The 21,484-nt window shown below is 66.3% G+C and carries 16 protein-coding genes; 9 read left to right on the top strand and 7 right to left on the bottom strand.

The features are described from left to right. The first annotated feature begins 137 nt into the window (after positions 1-137). Together ACTAQI_RS19705 and ACTAQI_RS19700 are read left to right on the top strand one after the other, a co-directional pair. Positions 138-989, top strand: a complete 852-nt coding sequence (locus ACTAQI_RS19705) for a type IV toxin-antitoxin system AbiEi family antitoxin domain-containing protein (protein WP_457948115.1) — start codon at positions 138-140, stop codon at positions 987-989. A 114-nt stretch (positions 990-1,103) separates the two neighbouring features. Further along, positions 1,104-1,961 (top strand): hydroxymethylpyrimidine/phosphomethylpyrimidine kinase, encoded by an 858-nt coding sequence (locus ACTAQI_RS19700; RefSeq protein WP_457948114.1) that lies wholly within the window; start codon positions 1,104-1,106, stop codon positions 1,959-1,961. Between the two features lie 102 nt (positions 1,962-2,063). On the opposite strand, the gene ACTAQI_RS19695 is transcribed toward ACTAQI_RS19700, so the two are convergent. The 3 genes from ACTAQI_RS19695 to ACTAQI_RS19685 all read right to left on the bottom strand — a co-directional run bounded on the left by ACTAQI_RS19695 (position 2,064) and on the right by ACTAQI_RS19685 (position 6,656). Then, complete coding sequence (locus ACTAQI_RS19695) at positions 2,064-3,260, bottom strand: IS30 family transposase (protein WP_457947022.1); 1,197 nt, start codon at positions 3,258-3,260, stop codon at positions 2,064-2,066. Between the two features lie 91 nt (positions 3,261-3,351). Next, positions 3,352-5,100 (bottom strand): pyruvate dehydrogenase, encoded by a 1,749-nt coding sequence (locus tag ACTAQI_RS19690; RefSeq protein ID WP_457948113.1) that lies wholly within the window; start codon positions 5,098-5,100, stop codon positions 3,352-3,354. Positions 5,101-5,264: 164 nt separating this feature from the next. Further along, the gene (locus ACTAQI_RS19685; protein ID WP_457948112.1) at positions 5,265-6,656 is read right to left on the bottom strand and encodes an MFS transporter; all 1,392 of its coding nucleotides are present in this window, start codon (positions 6,654-6,656) and stop codon (positions 5,265-5,267) included. A 231-nt stretch (positions 6,657-6,887) separates the two neighbouring features. On the opposite strand from ACTAQI_RS19685, the gene ACTAQI_RS19680 reads away from it, so the two are divergent. The 3 genes from ACTAQI_RS19680 to ACTAQI_RS19670 are packed head-to-tail and all read left to right on the top strand — an operon-like array spanning position 6,888 to position 9,998. Next, positions 6,888-7,559 carry a response regulator transcription factor gene (locus tag ACTAQI_RS19680; protein ID WP_457948110.1) on the top strand — a complete coding sequence of 224 codons (672 nt, stop codon included), beginning with the start codon at positions 6,888-6,890 and terminating at the stop codon, positions 7,557-7,559. Beyond that, positions 7,556-9,004: a sensor histidine kinase gene (locus tag ACTAQI_RS19675; protein WP_457948109.1), complete on the top strand. Its 1,449-nt coding sequence runs from the start codon at positions 7,556-7,558 to the stop codon at positions 9,002-9,004. Before ACTAQI_RS19680 ends, ACTAQI_RS19675 begins: the two co-directional genes overlap by 4 nt. Then, complete coding sequence (locus ACTAQI_RS19670; protein ID WP_457948108.1) at positions 8,997-9,998, top strand: TAXI family TRAP transporter solute-binding subunit; 1,002 nt, start codon at positions 8,997-8,999, stop codon at positions 9,996-9,998. The genes ACTAQI_RS19675 and ACTAQI_RS19670 overlap by 8 nt, the downstream gene beginning before the upstream one ends. A gap of 268 nt (positions 9,999-10,266) precedes the next feature. On the opposite strand, the gene ACTAQI_RS19665 is transcribed toward ACTAQI_RS19670, so the two are convergent. After that, positions 10,267-11,778: a helix-turn-helix domain-containing protein gene (locus ACTAQI_RS19665; RefSeq protein ID WP_457948106.1), complete on the bottom strand. Its 1,512-nt coding sequence runs from the start codon at positions 11,776-11,778 to the stop codon at positions 10,267-10,269. Positions 11,779-11,928: 150 nt separating this feature from the next. On the opposite strand from ACTAQI_RS19665, the gene aceA reads away from it, so the two are divergent. Both aceA and aceB read left to right on the top strand, forming a co-directional pair. After that, positions 11,929-13,245 carry an isocitrate lyase gene (aceA, locus tag ACTAQI_RS19660; protein WP_457948104.1) on the top strand — a complete coding sequence of 439 codons (1,317 nt, stop codon included), beginning with the start codon at positions 11,929-11,931 and terminating at the stop codon, positions 13,243-13,245. 225 nt (positions 13,246-13,470) lie between these two features. Further along, complete coding sequence (gene aceB / locus ACTAQI_RS19655) at positions 13,471-15,123, top strand: malate synthase A (RefSeq protein WP_457948102.1); 1,653 nt, start codon at positions 13,471-13,473, stop codon at positions 15,121-15,123. Positions 15,124-15,297: 174 nt separating this feature from the next. On the opposite strand, the gene ACTAQI_RS19650 is transcribed toward aceB, so the two are convergent. After that, positions 15,298-16,494: an MFS transporter gene (locus ACTAQI_RS19650; protein WP_457948101.1), complete on the bottom strand. Its 1,197-nt coding sequence runs from the start codon at positions 16,492-16,494 to the stop codon at positions 15,298-15,300. A gap of 143 nt (positions 16,495-16,637) precedes the next feature. On the opposite strand from ACTAQI_RS19650, the gene ACTAQI_RS19645 reads away from it, so the two are divergent. Further along, entirely contained in the window at positions 16,638-17,597 is a 960-nt protein-coding gene (locus tag ACTAQI_RS19645; protein ID WP_457948099.1) for a D-2-hydroxyacid dehydrogenase family protein, read from the top strand. Positions 17,598-17,612: 15 nt separating this feature from the next. After that, positions 17,613-18,146: an N-acetyltransferase family protein gene (locus tag ACTAQI_RS19640; RefSeq protein ID WP_457948098.1), complete on the top strand. Its 534-nt coding sequence runs from the start codon at positions 17,613-17,615 to the stop codon at positions 18,144-18,146. A gap of 43 nt (positions 18,147-18,189) precedes the next feature. On the opposite strand, the gene ACTAQI_RS19635 is transcribed toward ACTAQI_RS19640, so the two are convergent. Both ACTAQI_RS19635 and ACTAQI_RS19630 read right to left on the bottom strand, forming a co-directional pair. Then, positions 18,190-20,358, bottom strand: a complete 2,169-nt coding sequence (locus ACTAQI_RS19635; protein WP_457948096.1) for an amylo-alpha-1,6-glucosidase — start codon at positions 20,356-20,358, stop codon at positions 18,190-18,192. A gap of 62 nt (positions 20,359-20,420) precedes the next feature. Continuing rightward, the gene (locus tag ACTAQI_RS19630; protein WP_457948095.1) at positions 20,421-21,482 is read right to left on the bottom strand and encodes a glycosyltransferase family 4 protein; all 1,062 of its coding nucleotides are present in this window, start codon (positions 21,480-21,482) and stop codon (positions 20,421-20,423) included. Positions 21,483-21,484: the final 2 nt, after the last annotated feature.

Below are 21,484 nucleotides of genomic sequence, written 5' to 3'. Positions count from 1 at the left end.
AGCGGCCGGATCGCCGGAACGTTTCGGCGATCCGGCCGGGATTCGGCGATCCCGGGAGGCAGGCCGGTTTTGGCGGGTTTTCCACATGACGACGGCGGCGCCTTTCGGAGCTGGCGCAGCGGCAGGATCCTGGCGGGATGACACCACAGCCGCCAGTCAGTCTCCCCTCTCTTCCCAGCACCGGCAACCTGTGGCGAACGGAGCAATTGCACGAGAGGGGACTCAATTCCCGGGCCATCAAGGCCTTGGTCCTCCACGGGAAGCTGGTCCGCCTCCGCCACGGCTGCTACATCCGCGCCAAGCTGTGGGAGAAGCAGACACGCCCCGTGCGCAGCAGGCAGCTGATTCGCGCCCATGCGCACGGGACGCTGACCACTTCGGCCGGCGGCTACGTTTACAGCCACACCTCGGCGGCCCGGCTGCACGGGTTGTATCTATGGGATGTTGATGACCTGATCCACCTTCTACTGCCGGGGAACCCTTCAAGCGAGCGGCTCGGCAAGGACGTCCGGGGCCATACCCGAGCGTGGACTGCGCCGGAGGTGGTGACTCTCGGCGGCCTCCGGCTCGGTGCTGACAAAGCCCTCGTGGAAAGTATGGCTGAGGGACTGCAGGGACGGCGCGGGATCCGGACCCTCCGGCTGGCGCTCGCCAACGCAGATCCACGGTCGGAGTCAGCCGGTGAGACACTCACCCGCGAACTCCTGACACGGCTGAAGCTTCCCCTGCCGGAGCCCCAGGTTGCGGTAGCTACGCGTGCTGGCCGGTACCGGCTGGATTTCGCCTGGAAGGAAGAGAAGGTGGCACTCGAATTCGATGGGAAGACGAAGTACTTCGACTACAGGCCGACGGCCGAGGTGCTGTTTCAGGAGCGGCAGCGTGAGAAGGCCCTCACCGAGAATGGTTGGACCTTTATGCGTGTGACATGGCCCGACCTTTTCCGCGAACATGAGTTCAAAGCCCGTGTCCTTGCCGCGCTCCAGCGATAGCCAAGTGGCGGGCATGCTCCGCTCCCACCCCTTGTGGCCCTGAACACTTTCCCGCACCCTCCGCTGTACCCCACCACATGGAAAGCGTCCGACGCCGGATGGCAGGATGGGGACATGACTTCCGCTTCCCCTGACGCAACGCTGTCCGCCAACGGTCCCGCCGTCGTCCTCACCATCGCAGGCTCCGAAGCCACCGGCGGCGCCGGCGCCCAGGCCGACCTGAAGACCTTCCAGGAACTCGGCGTCTTCGGCATCGCCAACCTCACCTGCATCGTCTCCTTCGACCCCAAGGACAGCTGGAACCACCGCTTTGTACCCATGGACCAGCAGGTGATTGCCCACCAGTTGGAGGCGACGACGGCGGCCTACGGTCCGGCGTCGGGCGCACCGTCGGCGCTGGACACGGTGAAGATCGGCATGCTGGGCAGCCCGGCCACCATCAGCACGGTGGCATCGGCCCTGCAGGAGAACAGCTTCACCAACGTTGTCCTGGACCCGGTGCTGATCTGCAAGGGCCAGGAGCCGGGCCACGCGCTGGACACGGACCAGGCCCTGAAGTCGCAGATCCTGCCGCTGGCCACCTTCGTCACGCCCAACCACTTCGAGGCGGAGTCGTTGTCCGGCCTTGAGATCACGGACGTCGAGTCCCTTAAGGCCGCCGCCGTCCGCATCCACGAACTCAGTGGTGCAGCAGTCCTGGCCAAGGGCGGGGTGCGGCTGGAAGGCCCGGACGCCGTCGATGTCTTCTACGATGGCGAGACCCTCGAAGTCCTGAGCGCCCCGAAGGTGGGCGAGGTTGCCGTATCCGGTGCCGGCTGCTCCCTCGCGGCCGCCGTGACGGCGGAACTGGCCAAGGGTGCCAGCCCGCTGGAGGCTGCACGGACCGCCAAGGAGTTCGTCACCGCGGGCATCCGCAATCGCGTTGCCTCCGGCGCCCCCTTTGATGCCCTGTGGCAGGGCGGTGCCCGCTAGCCGGGCCCAACGCCCCATCACTTGTCGCACGAAAAACCGGAACGCGCCTGCACTTTATGCAGACGCGTTCTGGGCGGATTCAAGGGGTCGTCGCAACACGTTCTATGCTGCTGATTCTTCCAGTATTTGTTGGAGGGCTTGTGCGGGGGTTTTCCAGCCGAGGGTTTTGCGTAGGCGGCCGTTGAGTCCCGCGGCGGCGTAGTCGAGGTCCTCGGGGGTGACTTTGGTGAGGTCCATGCCTTTGGGGAAGTACTGGCGCAGGAGTCCGTTGGTGTTCTCGTTCGTGCCGCGTTGCCAGGGTGAGTGGGGGTCGCAGAAGTAAACGTCCGCTCCGGTGGCGATCTTGACGCGGTCGTGAATGCCGACCATCTCCGCGCCCTGGTCCCAGGTCAGGGACCGGCGCAGCTGGGCCGGGAGCAAGGGCAGGGTTTCCTGGATGGCGGCCAGCACTTGCTCGCCGCTGTGTCCGTTGGGCAGATGCAGGAGCATCACGAAGCGGCTGCTGCGTTCCACGAGTGTTCCGATCGCCCCGGTGCCGGGGGTACCGATGATGAGGTCACCTTCCCAGTGTCCGGGAACGGCCCGGTCATCGGCCTCCGCGGACCGTTCGCTGATCAGCAACTCTTTCGGGACCCGGGGCTTTCGGTTCCCGGCCCGCCGGTTTGGCTGCCGCACGGCCCGGCCGGTGCGCAGGGCTGCGGTGAGCTCGGATCTGAGCCCGCCGCGGCCCTGGATATAGATGCACTGATAGATCGTCTCCGGGCTGATGCGCATGCTTTCATCATCGGGGAAATCAATCCGCAGCCGGGCGCTGATCTGTTCCGGCGACAACCGCTCCCGTGCCGTCAGCATCCCGGCGACGTAGAGTGCCAAGGCTTCATGGGAAGCCAGTTTCCGGGTCTTGGGCCTGCGTGCCAGCTTCTGCGCCCGGTTCTGCGCCGAGGACGCCAGATAAGGGCGTTGGCCCCCGTTCCGGACGTTGCGGCCCAGTTCCCTGCTGATCGTGGAGGGGCTCCGGCCCAAACGCCGGCTAATCTCACGTATCCCGCATCCGGCCGCGCGCCAGACCGCAATCAGCTCGCGTTCATGGAAGGACAAGAACCGTCGGCAGGCAGGCCTCATTGCAGGATTCACCCCACCATGCTGACGGACGATTACCCGGGCCGCTGACAGGGAAAGACCGGCAGCCTCCGCCGCTAACTCATCAGATGCTCCAGAAGACCTCACCTCCCAGAACACCCGAATCACCTCACGGAAAACCTCAGGCCGACCAAAACGTCCCACAACACCACCAATCACTCAGGTGTTGCGACGACCCCTTGAATCCGCCCTGGATTTAGGGGCAATATCTGATGGCGCGTCCTGGTTTGATGGCGGGTCCTGGCCGGGCCTAGCGCCGCGGGATGTTCCGCAGGTTGCTGCGGGCCATGCTCACAGCCTCGCCCGCTCCACGGTTGAGGACCACCTTGGACATGGCAGTGGCGAAGCCGATCACCTGGGAGCCGGAGATCTTGGGCGGGATGGACAGCGCCTTGGGATCGGTGATCAGCTCCACCAGGGATGGGCCGGGGTGCGCGAACGCTTCGCGGTAGGCCGCCTCGATCTGGGCCGGGTCGGTGACCCGGACGGCGTGGAAGCCCAGCGCCTCGGCCACCTGGGCGTAGTTCGCGTCCGGCACGTCCACACCGAAGTCCGGCAGGCCGTCCACGAGCATCTCGAGCTTCACCATGCCCAGGGTGGAGTTGTTGAACACCACCACGTTGACCGGCAGCTTGTACGCGGCCAGCGTGATGAGCTCGCCCAGCAGCATGGACAGCCCGCCGTCCCCGGAGACCGAGATGACCTGGCGCCCCGGGTTGGCCAGCTGCGCACCGATGGCGTGCGGGAGGGCGTTGGCCATGGAACCGTGCAGGAAGGACCCGATCAGCCGGCGTGTGCCCAGCGGGTTGATGTAGCGCGCGGTCCAGACATTGCACATGCCGGTATCGGCGGTGAAGATCGCATTCTCGGCGGCCACCTGGTCCAGCAGCGAGGCCGCGTACTCCGGGTGGATGGGCTGCTTCTTCTCCACCTTGCGGGTGTAGGCACCCACGGCCTTGTTCATCAGCCGGTCGTGCTTCTTGAGCATCTGGTCCAGGAACCGGCGGCTCTTCTTGGCCTTCACCAGCGGCAGCAGCGCCCGCAGGGTGGGGAGGACGTCACCGTGGACGGCGATGTCGACGTCGGTCCGGCGGCCCAGCCGCTGCGCCGCCCGGTCCACTTGGGCTGTCCTGGTGTCCGGCAGGAACTGGTCGTACGGGAAGTCCGTGCCCAGCAGGATCAGCAGGTCGGCGTCCTCGATGCCCTCGGCCGCGGCCCCGTAGCCCAGCAGGCCGGTCATGCCGATATCGAAAGGGTTGTTGTACTGGACAAAATCCTTGCCGCGCAGCGAGTGCCCCACCGGCGCCTTGGCCAGCTCGGCGAGCGCCATCAGCTCACTGTGGGCCCCTTCCACGCCGGCGCCGGCGAAGATGGCCACCTTGCCGGCGTCATTGATGGCGTCCGCGAGCGCCTGGACGCTGGCCGGGTCCGGGACCAGGCTGGCGGGCCGGAACGTGGCCGGCAGCGGCGTGGGGCCTACGGCCTCCAGCCCGGCGATGTCACCGGGAAGCGTCACCACGGCCACTCCCCCGAGCCCGAGCGCGTGCTGGATGGCGCTGTGCATCACCCGGGGCGCCTGCTCCGCGGTGCTGACCAGTTCCGAATACACCGAGCACTCGTTGAAGAGCCGGTCCGGGTGGGTCTCCTGGAAGAAGCTGCTGCCGATCTGTTTGCTGGGGATGTGCGAGGCGATGGCCAGGACCGGAGCGCCGCTGCGATTGGCGTCGTACAGGCCGTTGATCAGGTGCAGGTTGCCGGGGCCGCAGGATCCGGCGCAGACCGCGAGCTTGCCGGTGAGCTGGGCTTCGGCGGCCGCGGCAAAGGCGGCGGCTTCCTCATGGCGGACGTGGATCCAGTCGATGCCGCCCTTCGCAGAGCCTCCCGTCTGGCGGACGGCGTCCACGATCGGGTTGAGGCTGTCACCGACAATCCCGTAGATCCGCTGCACGCCGGCAGCCTGGAGTTGTTCGATGAGCTGGGTGGCAAGTTCCTTGGCCATGGGTGCAGACTCCCGCGTTTGTGGTGGTGTGCTGACATGGCCCAATATAGTCCGGCTGCCCGTGCTGGCACCTGACGGACATACAGAAGGAGGCGTACGACGGCGGCCTGGCAGCCGCCGTCGTACGCCTCCTTGGGGAGCTGGCACCTTGGTGCCGCTAAAGGCTAGCGTCCGGCACCCACCCGCTCTTCGCCGTCGGCCGCGTTGGATGCCCAGGCGTGGCCCTGTTCAGCGTCCAGGTGCGTGGCCTTCTTGTTCTTCAGGGCGAAGATGTAGACCACCAGCGAAATGGCGATGGCGATGGTGACGTAGGTGAAGAACAGGTCTTCCCGCTCCGCCTTCTGGAACGCGGCACCGATCAGCGGCACGGTGCCACCGAAGAGAGAGTTGGCGATCGCGTAGCCCAGGCCCACGCCCAGGGCGCGGATGGACGCCGGGAAGAGCTCGGCCTTAACCAGCGCGTTGATGGAGGTGTAGCCGCCAACGATCAGCAGGCCGCCCATCATCAGCAGGAACGCGGTGAACGGATCCTTGGTGCCGGCCAGGGTGGACAGCAGCGGCCAGGTGAAAAGCACACCGGTGATGCCGAACCAGAGCAGCAGCGGCTTACGGCCCACCTTGTCCGAGATGATGCCGTAGACGGGCTGCAGCAGCATGAAGATGAACAGGGCCCAGAAGTTGATCACGGAGGTGTCGGTCTTGGCGATGCCCGAGGTGTCATTCATGAACTTCAGGATGAAGTTGGTGTAGGTGTAGAACGCCACGGTGCCGCCCAGGGTGATGCCGATGCAGACCAGCAGCGGCTTCCAGTAACTGGTGAACAGCAGCTTCATCGTGCCCGGCTGGGCCTGGCCTGCCGCTGTGGGGGTCTTGGCCGCCTCGATCTGTTCGGCCGAGACGGTCTCCTCCATGGAGCGGCGCAGCCACAGGACCACCAGGGCCGCCACGCCGCCGATGGCGAACGGAATGCGCCAGCCCCACTCGCCCAGGTCGCCCTTGGGCATGACGTTCTGCAGGACCACCAAAACCAGCAGGGCCAGCATTTGGCCGCCGATCAGGGTGACGTACTGGAAGCTGGAGAAGAAGCCGCGGCGCTTGGAGGTGGCAGCCTCGGACATGTAGGTGGCGCTGGTGCCGTACTCGCCGCCCACGGAGAAGCCCTGGATCACGCGGACCAGCACCAGCAGGATCATGGCCCACAGGCCGATCACGTCCTGCGTGGGCAGCACGGCGATGGCGAAGGAGCCGGCGGACATCATGGTCACGCTAAGCGTCAGCGCCGCCTTGCGGCCCTTCCGGTCAGCGTACCGGCCGAAGAACCAGGCGCCGATGGGCCGCATGAGGAACGACGTCGAGAAGACGGCCATCGCTTCGAGGCCCGCCTGGAGCTCATCCTTGGAGTTGAAGAAGTGAGCCTGGAAGTAGGCGGCGAAGACGGTGTAGACGTAGAGGTCGTACCACTCCACAAGGTTGCCGGCGGAGCCCTTCAGGATGTTGCCCACCGCCCGGCGGGTCTGGGCAGCCTCCGACAGGGGCGCGGTTTGTTGGGTGCTCATCGGTGAGTTCCTCCTTGTGGTGACAGCGGCCTCCGACGCCGGAGGGCCACATCCACGGTATGGGTGATCCACCGCACAACCAACGTGGCGGGGCACTTCCTAACACTTCCTTAGGTTTCGGTGCCGGGCCCGCTGGTTCTGCCTGCTGGGGCCGGGCAAATTGGGCCTGCACGGGGTAGTCTCACCAAGCGGGGGTGAACAGGACACCGCACAACAGCAAGGAAGATGGCCATGGACGTGCTGATCGTCGAGGATGACGACGCCATGGCCGGCGCCCTGGCCGCCGCCGTCGAAAGCGCCGGGCACCACCCGCAGCGATTGTCCCGGGGCGCTGACGCCCTGCTCTCGCACCGGAACTTCCAGGTGATCCTGCTGGATCTGGGGCTTCCGGACATGGACGGGCTGGAGGTGCTGCGCAAGCTCCGCCAGGTCACCGACGTCCCCATTCTGATCCTGACCGCCCGCGACGACGAACGCAGCGTGGTGCTCGGGCTGCGGTCCGGCGCGGACGACTACCTGGTCAAGCCCGTCAAGCTGGTGGAACTGCTGGCCCGGATTGAAGCGGTGACCCGGCGGGCGGGACGCGCGGGCGGCGTCCCGCAGGAGGACATCATCGTGCTGGATGACCTGGCGATCGACCTTAACCGGCGCACCGCCTCCAAAGCCGCGCGGACGCTTCCCCTGACCGCCACGGAGTTCGAACTCCTCGCACTGCTGGCACGGCATGCAGGCTCGGTGGTCACCCGGGAACAGATCCTCGACGCCCTGTGGGGTGACGCCTTCCTGGCTTCTTCCCGGTCCCTGGACGTCCACCTGACCGGGCTGCGGGCGAAACTGCAAAAGCCCGGCTTCATCATCAATGTCCGCGGGGTGGGCTACCGCGTGGAGGCGGCCGGCGCATGAGGCTGCGGGTGCTGGGCGTCCTCAGCGTGCTCTGCCTGATGGTGGTCTTCCTGATTTCGGGCACCATCCTCACCTCCGCCTCCCGCGAGCTGACCCAGGAGCTGCAGATCAACCGGGCGGCATCCCTGAACCGTTTGGCGCAGGTGGCGTTCGATGCGTCCGGTGACGGCGACACCGCAAGGCTGCAGCGCGAGATGGACACCTACTCGGGGCTCTACGGCGAGGGCATTGTGGTCCGGGTGCAGCAGGCCACCCTGCATTCCGGGGGTCTTGATGCGGGCCGGCCCGATGTGCAGGAAGCCCTGTCCCTTGCCCGGCTGAACGTGAGCAACACATCCCTGGAACCACTGGAGCCGTTCAGTTCCGGCTCCCACGTCATCTTCCGTCCCTTCGGCAGCGCCAGCCAGGTCCTGGGCGCCGTGGTGCTGGACGTTGATGCCGGCACCGCCCAGCAGAAGCTCCGGGAACGGTGGCTCGCTGTGGGGGTGGCGGCGCTTGCCCTTGCGGCGGTGCTCCTGCTGGGGGCGGCCCGGGTCACCGGATGGGTCCTCCGGCCCGTCCAGCGGCTGAACTCGGCGGTGCATGAACTGGAATCGACCGGCCGCGCGGGACGCCTTCCGGAGGACGGCCCCCCGGAGCTGCGGGAACTGAGCCGGTCCTTCACGGTGATGGCCCGGACCGTGAGCGCCAGCATGGCAGCGCAGCGGCAGCTGATCGCGGACGCGTCCCACCAGCTGCGCAACCCGGTCGGGGCGCTCCGGCTTCGGCTGGACCTGCTTCAGCTTGAACTGAAGACGGCCCGTGAACACGATGCGGCCGAGCGGGCACTGGCAGAGCTGGAGCGGGTGGAGGAGATCCTGGATGGAGTACTGAAGCTGGCGGCCGCCGAGCACCGGGCGTCAGAAGGTTACCTGCGGGCTGCCGGCAGTCCCATGGAGCCTGCGCCGGCACATCCGGTGGACCCTTTCCCCGTGCTCCAGGGGGAGATCGAACGGGCAGCACCGTTGGCGGAACAGGCCGGCTGCCGCCTAGTCCTTGCCGAGCCGCCCCGGCCGCCGGCATTGATTGGCTGCCGTCCGGCGGAACTGGCCCAGATGGCGGGCGAACTCCTCAACAACGCTATCAAGTACGCCCCCGGCGCCACTGTGACGGCCGCCGTCCGGTTGGAAGGGGACGCGGTGGTTGTGGAAATTTCCGACGACGGTCCGGGGCTTTCCGATTCCGAGCGCGCCTTGGCTGCCACCAGGTTTTGGCGGTCCCCTCAGCACTCCTCTGTTCCGGGGACCGGACTGGGCATGACCATCGTGGGTGAGCTCGCCGCGGCGAACGGGGGCCGCCTGGTGCTGGCCGAAGCGGCCCCGCATGGGCTGTCTGCCCGGGTCGAGTTTCCCGTGTACGGGGCACAGGTTCCATCAGACCCCAACGGCGGTGCGAAGTATGCGTGACGATCACGTGCCCTCACCAGCGCCTTCCCGCCGCTCAGTGCTCAAATCAGCCGTCGCCGTCGGACTCGCAGCCTGTCTGCCGCCTGCCCTCAGTGCGTGCACCGGGGGCGACCGGCCGGAGAACCTGACGGTGGCCGGCGGTGAACCGGGCGGCTTCTATCTCGAGTTCTCAACCCTGCTGGCAGCCGCGCTGGAACGCCATGGCGTTGCCAACCACGCGCGGGCAGTGGCCACCGGTGGCAGCCTGGACAACATCGCCGAGCTGCGGGCGGGACAGGCCGCATTTGCGGTGGCCCTGGCTGATGCCGCCAGCCAGCCGGGAGGGGACCCTGCGGAGATCGCCGCCATCGGGAAGGTATATGAAAACTACGTCCATTGCGTGGTGCGGAAGGACAGCGGCATCCGGGACATTGCCGGGCTGGCCGGGCGACGGGTTGCCGTGGGCCAGCCCGGTTCGGGCACCTCCCTGACCACTCCGCGGCTGTTCGAGGCGGCGGGACTGGCCACCTCAGCAGGTGCAGTTGCGCCCCCGGGCGGAACCGCCGCCGTCGAAAATCTTGGCCTGAACGATGGCATCGCGGCCCTCAAGTCAGGAACGGTGGACGCCCTGTTCTGGTCCGGCGGCGTTCCGACCGCTGCCATCGCCGCGGCACAGCAGGACGTCGCACTGGCCCTTCTGGACCTGTCCGGCCTGCTGCCGGAACTGCGCCGGCGGTACGGCGGGATTTACGACCGCGTCCTCATCCCCGAGGGAAGCTATCCCGGGGTGCCGGCGGTGTGGACGGTGGGCGCGCCCAACCTGCTCCTGTGCCGCAGGGACCTGGACAACGCCACCGTGGAACGGACGGTGCAACTGCTGGTCCACAACGCCGGCGAACTGATACCGCAGTCCAGCCTGGGCGTGCAGTTCCTCAGCGCGGAAAGCCTCATCAACACCGCCGGCGTCCCCCTGCACCCGGCGGCAGCGGCCGCGTACCGGGCACTGCACGGCTGACCCAACGCCCCATCACCTCCTGCCCCACATTTCCCCACGCCCCATCACCTCCTGCCCCACATGACCCAACGCCCCATCACCTCCTTCCCCTCAAACACAAACGCCCCATCACCTCCTGCAACAATCGGGCACACGCCCCATCACCTCCTGGCCCACATTTCCCCACGCCCCATCACTTTCGCCGAGAAAGTGATGGGGCGTCAGGCAGAAACCAACAGGATGTGATGGGGCGTCAGGCAGAAACCAGCAGGATGTGATGGGGCGTGCGTTAGCTCCCCGAGTGGGCCTGCAGGAAGCTGTACACCTCGGTTTCGTCCACGCCCGGGAAGGCGCCCGGGGGCATGGCGGCCAGCAGGTGCGAGTGCGCCCTGGCTGAGGGCCAGGCGTTGCCGGCCCACTGGTTGGTCAGCTCAGCAGGTGGCCGCTTGCAGCAGTTCGGATCCGGGCAGTTGGAGGTGGCCCGGGCTGTGGTTTCCCTCCCACGGAACCACTTCACGTGCTGGTACGGCACCCCGATACTGAGGGAGAACTCGCCGCTGGCAGACCGTTCCGTGCGGGCGGTGCACCAGTACGTGCCCGACGGCGTATCCGTGTACTGGCTGTACGCGCTGAACTTGTCCGGAACGTCAAACACGGCGCGGGATGTCCAGGCCTTGCACGACGGCTGGCCCTCAATGGCGCCGGTGTGGTCCTGCGGAAAGTTCACGCCGTCGTTCTCGTAGGCCTTGTAGATGATCCCGCTCTGGTGCGTTTTCTGGAAGTGCGTGGTGATGCCCAGGTGTTTGGTGGCGAGGTTGGTGAAGCGGTGCGCGGCGGTCTCGTAGGAAACGGCGAAGGCGTCCCGGATGTCCTCCACCGCGATTTCCTTGGCGGCTTTGGCTTTCTGCAAGAATTCCACGGTGGCCTGCTCCGGAAGGAGCAGGGCGGCGGCGAAATAGTTGGTGGCCACGCGCTGGGCCAGGAAGTCGCCATAGTTCTTGGGCGTTTCGTGGCCCAGGACGTAGTGGCCCAGGGCCTGCAGCAGCACGGAGCGGGGATCGTGGTCCTGCCGCTGGCTCTGCGTCAGGTAAATTTTGCGGTTCTTCAAATCCGTCACGGAACGGGTCGAATGCGGCAAATCCCCCACATGGTGCAGGGTGAAACCAAGGTGCGCGGCGATGTCCGCAATGACGTGCTGGCTCAGCGGACCGGTGGTGTAGCCCACCTCCTTGAGGACCTTCTGGGCCTCGGCCTCGTACTCCGGAAAGTAGTTCCCCCGTTCCCGCATCATGGCCCGCAATTCACCGTTGGCGCGGCGGGCTTCCTCGGGGGTTGCCACCTGCTCGTTCATCTTCCGTTCGAGCTCATGCAGCAGCCCCACCTGGGCCTCAAGCACATCAATCGGCAGCCGTGAACTGATGCGGATTTTGGGCAGGTCCAGGGACTCGTAGAGCGGGCCGCGCTGGTACCGCTCCAGCTCGATTTCCAGGGCGGCACGGCGGCTGGGCGGCTCGGCCCCGAGCAGCTGGTCGATGCTGACATTCAAGGCCCCCGCGAGGTGCTGGAGCAGGGTCAGTTTCGGTTCACGTTTGCCGTTTTCAATCAGGCTCAGCTGGCTGGGAGCGGTGCCGACGGCGGCACTCAGGTCATCGAGCGTCAGTCCGGCTTGTTTGCGCAGATGGCGGACGCGGCGGCCGAGCGCTATGACGTCCAGTTCCGGTGCGGCGGTGGACGGCGGCTGGGAAACGTCCCTGTTCCAGCTTGAAGGTGGCATTTCTGAAGAATACGCGAAGAAGTGCATTTCTTTCCATAGGTTTTCTCTAGAAAGGGGGTTGAAAGTGCTGAAAAGTAGTGGCTACGGAAAGAAACACCGCACCGGAAAAGGCCGGTGGGAACCTCAACGACGCGGTTCCCACCTACTCCATCCGGAGCTCAATCAAGGAGATCAACGATGACTGCAGCATTTGAGCCCACCCAGCAGACGCCCGAACAGCAGGCCGCCGCCCTGGAGCTCGAGTGGGCCGCCAACCCCCGCTGGGAAGGTGTGACCCGGGACTACTCAGCTTCCGACGTCGTCCGCCTCCGCGGCCGCGTCTCCGAAGAACACACCCTGGCCCGCCGCGGCTCGGAGAAGCTGTGGAAGCAGCTCACCGAAGAGCACAAGACCGGCGGCTACACCAACGCCTTGGGTGCCCTCACCGGCAACCAGGCCGTGCAGCAGGTCAAAGCCGGCCTCCGCGCCATCTACCTTTCCGGCTGGCAGGTGGCCGCGGACGCCAACAACTCCGGCCACACCTACCCGGACCAGTCGCTTTACCCGGCCAACTCCGTCCCCACCGTGGTCCGCCGCATCAACAACGCCCTGCTCCGCGCAGACCAGATCGAATTCTCCGAGGGCATCCAGACGGTCGAGGACTGGCTGGTCCCGATCGTCGCCGACGCCGAAGCTGGCTTTGGCGGCCCGCTGAACGCCTACGAGCTCATGAAATCCATGATCCAGGCTGGCGCCGCGGGCGTTCACTGGGAGGACCAGCTCGCCTCGGAAAAGAAGTGCGGCCACCTCGGCGGCAAGGTGCTCATCCCCACCCAGCAGCACGTCCGCACCCTCAACGCCGCCCGCCTGGCAGCCGACGTCGCCGGCACCCCCACCGTTGTCATTGCCCGCACGGACGCCGAGGCAGCCACCCTGATCACCTCGGACGTGGACGAGCGCGACCAGGAATTCATCACCGGCGAGCGCACCGCCGAAGGCTTCTACAAGGTCCGCAACGGCATTGAACCCTGCATCGCCCGAGCCAAGGCCTACGCCCCGTACTCCGACCTCATCTGGATGGAGACCGGAACCCCGGACCTGGAACTGGCCCGCAAATTCGCCGAATCCGTCAAGGCCGAGTTCCCGGACCAGATGCTGTCCTACAACTGCTCGCCGTCGTTCAACTGGCGCAAGCACCTGGACGACGCCACCATCGCCAAGTTCCAGCGCGAACTCGGCGCCATGGGCTTCACGTTCCAGTTCATCACCCTGGCCGGCTTCCACGCCCTGAACTACTCGATGTTCGACCTCGCCCACGGTTACGCCCGTGAAGGCATGAGCGCCTACGTCGAGCTCCAGGAAAAGGAATTCGCCTCCGAGTCCCGCGGCTACACCGCAACCAAGCACCAGCGCGAAGTCGGCACCGGCTACTTCGACACCATCTCCACGGCGCTCAACCCCAACGCCTCCACCCTCGCACTGGTCGGATCGACCGAAGAGGGCCAATTCCACTAGCACTTAGCGTTCGACGGCGAATCGGTCACCTTCGCCTTCGGAGCGGCAATGCTCTGCCTGCTATCCCTGTGCCCGCCCCATGACCTCGTAGAACTCGGTCGGGGGCGGGCACAGGGCCCCTTTTACGCAGGCTGCCGCATCACCGCTCCTTCGGCTTTGCGCGTTCCTCGCCCTTGGTGCAGCACACCGCCGTCGAACTTCCCTTTCGTCTTTAAGGAGACTGAAATGAACAGCTTTACTGACAGCTTCACGATCAATGGCATAACCCTGACCGCCCAGCCGATTTGCCGGCAGGACGAGGTGCTGACTCCGGATGCCCTCTCGTTCATTGCCAAGCTGCACCGGGCTACCGCTGAACGTCGGCAGGAACTGCTGCAGGCACGGCGGACACGGCGGGCTGACATCGCCGCCGGCGCGGACCCCCGTTTCCTGCGGGAAACCGAGGAGATCCGCAACGACCCGTCCTGGCGCGTCGCTCCCCCGGCCCCCGGCCTGGAGGACCGCCGCGTTGAAATCACCGGTCCGGTGGACAAGAAGATGACCATCAACGCCCTGAACTCCGGCGCCAAGGTATGGCTCGCGGACATGGAAGACTCCTCCACCCCCACGTGGCGCAACGTCATCAAGGGCCAGTTGAACCTCACCGACGCCCTGGAGCGCCGGATCGACTTCACCAGTGAGGAAGGCAAGGAGTACAAGCTGAAGCCGGCCGGGGAACTGCCCACCATCGTGGTGCGTCCGCGCGGCTGGCACCTGCCGGAGAAGCACATGCTCATCGACGGGCAGCCCATCGCGGGCGGCATCGTGGACTTCGGCCTGTTCTTCTTCCACAACGCCCGCCGCCTTTTGGCGCAGGGCAAGGGCCCGTACTTCTACCTGCCCAAGATCGAGAACCACCTCGAAGCCCGGCTGTGGAACGACATTTTCATCCTGGCCCAGGACCTGCTCGGCATCCCGCAGGGCACCATCCGCGCCACCGTGCTGATCGAAACCATCACCGCGGCCTTCGAAATGGAGGAGATCCTCTACGAACTGCGGGACCACGCCGCGGGCCTGAACGCCGGCCGCTGGGACTACATCTTCTCCCTGATCAAGAACTTCCGCACCCGCGGACCCCGCTTCGTCCTGCCGGACCGCGGCCAGGTGACCATGACGCAGCCGTTCATGCGCGCCTACACCGAACAGCTGGTCCGGGCCTGCCACAAGCGCGGCGCCATGGCCATCGGCGGCATGGCTGCAGCAGTCCCCAACCGCAAGGACCCGGAAGCCAACGCCAATGCGCTCGAAAAGGTGCGCGCTGACAAGACCCGCGAGGCCAACGACGGCTTCGACGGTTCCTGGGTGGCCCACCCGGACCTGGTGCCCGTCTGCCGCGAGGTGTTCGACGGCGCCCTGGGCAGCAGGCCCAACCAGCTGGACCGGTTGCGCGAGGACGTCATCCCCGATGACCGCGCCCTGATCGACGTGGCCGCCACCACCGGCACCATCACCGAGCAGGGCATCCGGAACAACATCGAGGTGGGCATCCGCTACATCGAGTCCTGGCTCCGGGGCAACGGCGCAGTGGCCATCCACAACCTGATGGAGGACGCCGCCACCGCCGAGATCTCCCGCTCCCAGCTGTGGCAGTGGATCTACGCCCGCGCCATCACGGACCACGGTGAAATCATCAGCCACGAGTGGGTCGAGGAACTCCTGGATGAGGAATTCGCCCGGCTGGAGCGTTTCGACGGCGACCGGTTCGAGGACGCCCGGGACATCTTCGAGGAGGTCACGCTCAGCCGTGAGTTCCCGTCCTTCCTCACCCTCCCCGCCTACGCCCGCTACCTGACCGAGGCCCGTGAGAAGGCCACCGTTGAGGAGCTGGCCGCGGCCTGACCTGCAATAGATTTCCGTCTGCCGGGCCGGCACGCCCTCCGCAACAGGCCCCCCGAAATCCGGGGCGCCGGCCCGGCGACGGAGCACCACATCACACGCCCGCTCACTTTCGCCAGGAAAGTGAGCGGGCGTTTGGGATGCCCTGGCGTGAACGTTCGACGGCGGGACGCCGGCTTAGCGCCCTTTCGGCACCTTCCGCACGGACAAGGTTGTGGCGGCGAAGAAGGTGAGCACCGAAACCAGGACCACCAGCAAGGGCGCGGTCCAGGACCCTGAAGCGTCGTGGACGAAGCCCACCAGCGGGGGCGCCACGGCGGCGAAGCAGTATCCCACCCCCTGAACGGTGGCGGACATGCGCCCCGCTGACGCCTGGTCGCGGGCAAGCTTGATGATCGCGATGAAGATCAGGGTGATCCCGCCCCCTTGGGCGACGCCACCAAAGGCCGACCACAGCCACCACAATCCAGGGGCAAAGAGCAGGCCTGCCGGAACGGTTGTCCACAGCACGCCCAAGGTGACCGCCACCGCCGTCGTACTCATGGAGCGGGCAACCAACGGCACACCCAGTCCGCCCACAATGGCGAGGATCTGGAAGAGCGAGGAACCGGCACCGGCCGCGGAAGCTGACATGGCCAGCTCATCGTTGAGGTAGCTCGGCAGCCACGCCGTTACCGCGTAATAGGAGAACGCCTGCCCGGCGAATCCGGCGGTAAGCCCGGCGGTAATCCCCGCCGAACCATGGACCGGGGCCTGCGGGACTTCACCGTCGTCTCCGTCGGGCTCCGGGACGAACGCGGTGCGCGGCCCAACCGCCAGGATCCAGACAACAATGGCCGCCCCCGCGAGCACACCCGTCGCCGCCAGCGCGGTCCGCCAGCCAACGGCCTCGGCCAGCGGTGCAGTGACCACCGAGGTCACAAAGGATCCAATGTTCAGGGCAGCCGTATAAATACCCATGGCCGCGCCTTGCCGCCGGGGTGAAAAGTCGCGCCGGATGATGAGAGGAACCGCGATGTTACCCACGGTGATGGCCAGCCCAATCACCACCGTGCCGATCACCACCAACCCGGGACCACCCGCGGAACGAACCAGCACCCCGGCCAGCACCCCCAGGATGGTCAGGGTCACCGCGAACTCTGCCCCGAACTTCCTGGCAGCCAAAGATGCCAGCGGAGCCGCGAGCGAAAAACAGAGCACTGGAATACTGGTGAGCAGTCCCAGCATCACGGGCGAAAAGCCCAGGTCCCCCTGCATCAGGCCAACCACGGGGGCTACCGCCACGAACGGGCCACGCAGGTTCAGCGCCAAAAGCCCTATGCAGGCAAGAAGGATCCAACTGCTGGGAAGACGGGCCAGTTGGCGGCCGCTCACGAAGACCGGCCGGGAAAGAATGGTGATTTCATCACTCCCATTGCTATCACGCTCCGCGTTGCTGGAGTTTCAGGCACCCTGCCCGGCGGCCCTGCCATACGATAAACGTGACCCAAGGACGTAGGACGCTACGAAGGACACCGATGACGCACCGCCTTGCCATCCTCGATGACTACCAGGACGTGGCCCACGGCTTCGCCGACTTCACGGCCTTGGAGGCGGCGGGTGTCACCGTGACGTCTTACCGCGAACCTTTCGCGTCCCGGGACGCCCTGGTTTCGGCGCTGGCGGACACCACCATGGTGATCGCCATGCGGGAGCGGACGGCGTTCCCCCGTGAAGTGTTCGAGAAGCTGCCGGCGCTTGAGCTGCTGGTCACCACCGGAATGGCGAATGCCGCCATCGACGTGGCTGCGGCAGCCGAGCACGGGGTGACGGTGTGCGGCACCCCCGGTTCACCCACGGCCGCGCCTGAACTGACCTGGGCCCTGCTGCTGGCCATCGCGCGGCACCTTCCCGCGGAGGAACACTCGCTCCGCGCCGGTACATGGCAGTCAACGGTGGGTTTCGAGTTGGCCGGGAAGACCCTGGGAATCGTGGGGCTGGGAAAAATCGGCCAACGGATGGCCGCCTACGGCCGCGCCTTCGGCATGGACGTGGTGGCCTGGAGCCAAAACCTCACGGCCGAGGCAGCGGCGGCAACCGGGGCCCGGCTGGTGTCCAAAGAGGAGCTGTTCACGGTCGCCGACGTCGCCACCCTCCACTTAAGGCTCTCGCCGAGGTCGGAGAACACCGTGGGCGAGGCAGAACTGCGGCTGCTGGGGCCTGAAGGCATCCTGGTGAACACCGCCCGCGGACCGCTGGTTGACCAGGAGGCACTGATCAAGGCACTGAACCAGGGCTGGATCCGCGGAGCCGCCCTTGACGTCTTCGACCAGGAGCCCCTGCACGCCGGGCATCCGCTCCTGGCCGCGCCAAACACGGTGCTTTCCCCCCACCTGGGCTACGTCACCCAGGAAAGCTACCGGCAGTTCTACGGCGGCGCCCTGGAGGACATCACCGCGTGGCTCGGCGGCTCCCCCATCCGCACCATCACCGCCTGACCTGGGAGGAACCACGTGACCCACACCATCCGCAGGGCAACAGCGGACGACGCCGGCCCGCTCGCCGCGCTGGCGGCCGTCACGTTTCCGCTGGCCTGCCCGCCGTCGTCCTCACCTGGCGACATTGCCGCGCACCTGGCCAACACACTCAGCGAGGAACACTTCAAGGGCTACCTCGCGGACCCGGATACCACCATCCTGGTCATCGATGCCGACGGACAGCTCACCGGCTACAGCCTGCTGGTGGACCGGCCTGCCGCGGACCCGGACGTGGCATCCGTCCTGACGCTGCTGCCATCCGTGGAAATCAGCAAGTGCTATGTCCACCCCGACTATCACGGGCTGGGCGCGGCTGCTGAACTCATGCACGCCAGCCTGGCGGCGGCTGCAGCGTCCGGCGGCGCCGGGGCCTGGCTGGGGGTCAACAGCCAGAATGCCCGCGCCATCCGCTTCTACGAAAAGTCGGGATTCCGGAAGGTGGGCACCAAGTCCTTCCGGCTGGGCAGCACGGTGGAACACGACTTCGTGCTGGAGCGTGCCCTGCCGTAGCGGTTCAGGGTCCTCGGGGCCCGTGGTTCCTCTGGCGCCGCCGTCAGTGCAGCCTGCGGACGTCCCCGCCGGCCGGCACCCGTTCCACCGGGTAGGCCAACGGCGGCCGCGGTTCGTCCAGGAGCTTCAGCCCCGGCGGCAGACCCTCGATGGTGCCGGTCGATCCGTCAGCCGTGATGGTCACCCGGCTCGAATCCAGCAGGACGTTTTCCGCCCGGAATCTGCCCACGGTTTCCGGCAGGATGGGGGCCAGGTGCACCACCCCGCGGGTGAAGACGGGGTCGAACCGCAGCAGGATCCTTGCGAGCTGCACTGGCGCCGCCGCGGCCCAGGCCTGCGGCGAACATGCTGTGGGATATGGAACCGGGCCGGGGTACTCGCCACGGTCGAACCCGCAAAACAGCTCCGGCAGCCGGCCGTCAAAATGCCGGGCAGCATCGAGGATGCCCAAGGCTACCCTCTTGGCCTCGTCCACGAACCCGTACCGCATCAGCCCGGTGGCCACCAGCGCCGTATCATGTGGCCACACCGAGCCGTTGTGGTAGCTGACCGGGTTGTAGGCGCCCATGTCGGAAGCCAGCGTGCGGATGCCCCAACCCGTGAACATCTGCGGGGACATCAGGTTCTCCATGACGGACGCCGCTTTGTCTTCGTCCACGATGCCGGTCCAGAGGCAATGGCCAATGTTGGAGGTCAACGCATCAACCTGGCGCTTGTCCTTGTCCAGCGCCACCGCGAAATAGCCCTTGTCCGGCAGCCAGAACTTCTTGTTGAACTCCTCCTTGAAGGCCGCCGCCTTTTGGGCCCAATGCTGTTCCAGGGCGGAATCGTTGCTCCAGTGGGCCAGCAATGACCTGCCCAGGTAGGCAGCGTAGACGTAAGCCTGGACCTCGCAGAGGGCGATCGGTGCTTCAGCGATGGTCCCGTCCGCGAAATTGATCCCGTCCCAGGAGTCCTTCCAGCCCTGGTTCACCAGGCCATGGTCGTTGGGCCGAAGGTACTCCACGAAGCCGTCGCCGTCGCGGTCGCCGTATTTTTCGATCCACTCCAGCGCCCGGTCCGCGTGGGCCAGCAGCGGCTGGATCGCATCCCTGGACAGCCCCCACCGGCTCAGCTCGCCCAAAGTGGACACGAAAAGAGGGGTTGCGTCAGCTGTTCCGTAGTACGCCGTACCTCCCAGGGACAGACCGGCAGTAACACCAAGCCTGACTTCGTGCGGGATGCGGCCGGGTTCCTCCTCGGAATCCAGGTCCACTTTCTTTCCCTGGATCCCCGCCAGGGTTTGCAGCGTGCCCAGGGCGAGATTGGGGTTGACCATCAGGCTCATGTAGGACGTCAGCAGCGAATCCCGCCCGAACAACGCCATGAACCACGGCGCCCCTGCCGCCACCGCAGCGCGGTCGGGGTGGTGGGCATCGAAGATCCGGAGGGCACCAAGATCACTCTGGCTTCGGTTGAGCACGTTCTGGAAGCTGGAGTCCTCGATGCTGATCCGCGGAACGTTCTCTTCCCAGGCCAGGTGCCGCCGGACGCCCTCGCGATGATGCGGCAGCTGGCCTTCCTTGAAGGGCTTTTCGGGCGCTTCCCCATTGACCAGCGGCACCACGATGACGCTCGTGGCCCATTTGCCCCTGGCCGGAACTGTGACGTGGAAACGCAGTCCGTCCATACTGACATCTGCTCCCCGCGCGCCGACGGCGGAACCCCGTTGCTGGCCATGCCGTGATGCTTCGATGATGAGCCGGCCGTCGGAGACCACCCGGGTGGTGTCGTCCAGGCCGCTGGTACGGCCGCCCTTGACCTCGAAGAGGTCCGCTTGGTCAGCGTCCACGAGAAGCTCGATGTCACACTCCACCGGTTCGGCTGCATAGTTTTCCAGGGAAATGTCGTCCTGCAGCCCTGGGCCTATGTGGCGGACCTGGCGGACCACCAGCGGGCTGTCGAACCTCCCGCCGGGCCATTTGGCCCGGCCCACGAATGTGGCCTCGAACGGTTGCGGACGCTGCGCGGACAGCGGTTCGCGCAGCGAGCCATTGATGCGCAGCATCCAGCGCGAGATGATGCGCGTGTCCTGGAAGAAGACGCCGTTGGTGCCGGCGTCAGGGTTGATGTCGCCAAGGCCCGAGGAGATACAGAACGACGATCCTTCGAGGACGGTAACGGCGCCCACATCGGATCCTGAGGCTTCGTTGTCTTCATTCCAGGCGGTCATGGAAGGACTCCCTTTTCAGGCGGGGTGCTGCCGTGGGGGGATCGGGGTAAGCAGCACTGTTCCTATCGATTCTGGTCCACTGGGGAAGCATCTGGAACCCCCGGAAGCATCCTCCCTGCAATGAGGTCGCCGTAGAGTTCAAGGTGCTCTGCAACCATCCGCTCGGCGCTGAACCTGTCCTCCACATCTTTGCGGCAAACGGACCTGTCCAGCGCTGCCGCTGCGGGTACAAAGCCGGCCAGTTCGTCGGTCCTCCCCAGGAAGCCCGTCCGGCCGTGATCAACAATTTCCGGGGCCGCGCCGATGAGCGTGCCGATCACCGGGGTGCCAGTGGCCAGTGCCTCGATCATCACCAGGCCGAAGGGCTCTGACCACTGGATGGGGTTCAGGAACGCCATGGCCCCACCCATCAACTGGTACTTGGCGGCATCGTCCACTTCCCCCACGAAATCCTCGTTGGTGCCGAGGATCGGTTCAATTACCTCCCGGAAAAAGCGGACCTCATCCGGGTCGCGCATCTTTACGGCGATCTTAAGGTGCATGCCCGCCTTCCTGGCGATGGTGATGGCCTCAAGCAGTCCCTTGTCCGGACACGAACGGCCAACGAAGCACAGATAGCCGCCGCTGCCGGTCCCCACGGGCACGGCTGAGAGATCCATTCCGTGGTGTATGACCCGGGTGACGGGAACATCGGGAGCGTGCGAGGCCTGGTCCCTGGAGATGGCAATAACGGCAGCGCGCCGGGCAATGGCGCGATAGATGTCCGCCGCCTGGGCGTGGATTGGCCCGTGGATGGTGGTGGCCACCGGCACGCCGTCCGGCCGGTGCAGGTAGAGCGGGCCGGCCATGGTGTGGTCGTGGATGATATCCACGTCCTGCAGCCCCTCGTATGCCCTGACGATATGGCTGAGCTCGCTGATGGTGGTGCCCATCCCTTCGTACCCGGCGGCGCGCATCCCTGGAGCGATCTGCACCGGACAGGTGCTGTCCGCCGGCGCGGCCAACAGCACCTCATGCCCGGCCGCGGCGAAGCCCCTGGCCAGCGTGTCCACCACTCTTTCCGTTCCCCCGTATGTTGCGGGTGGAACCGGAATCCACGGCCCCGTTACAAGTCCAATCCGCATTC

This window comes from Pseudarthrobacter sp. alpha12b (genome assembly GCF_054130495.1).
Note: the sequence above shows the minus strand (reverse complement) of the source record. Positions and strands in the feature narration are given on the sequence as shown.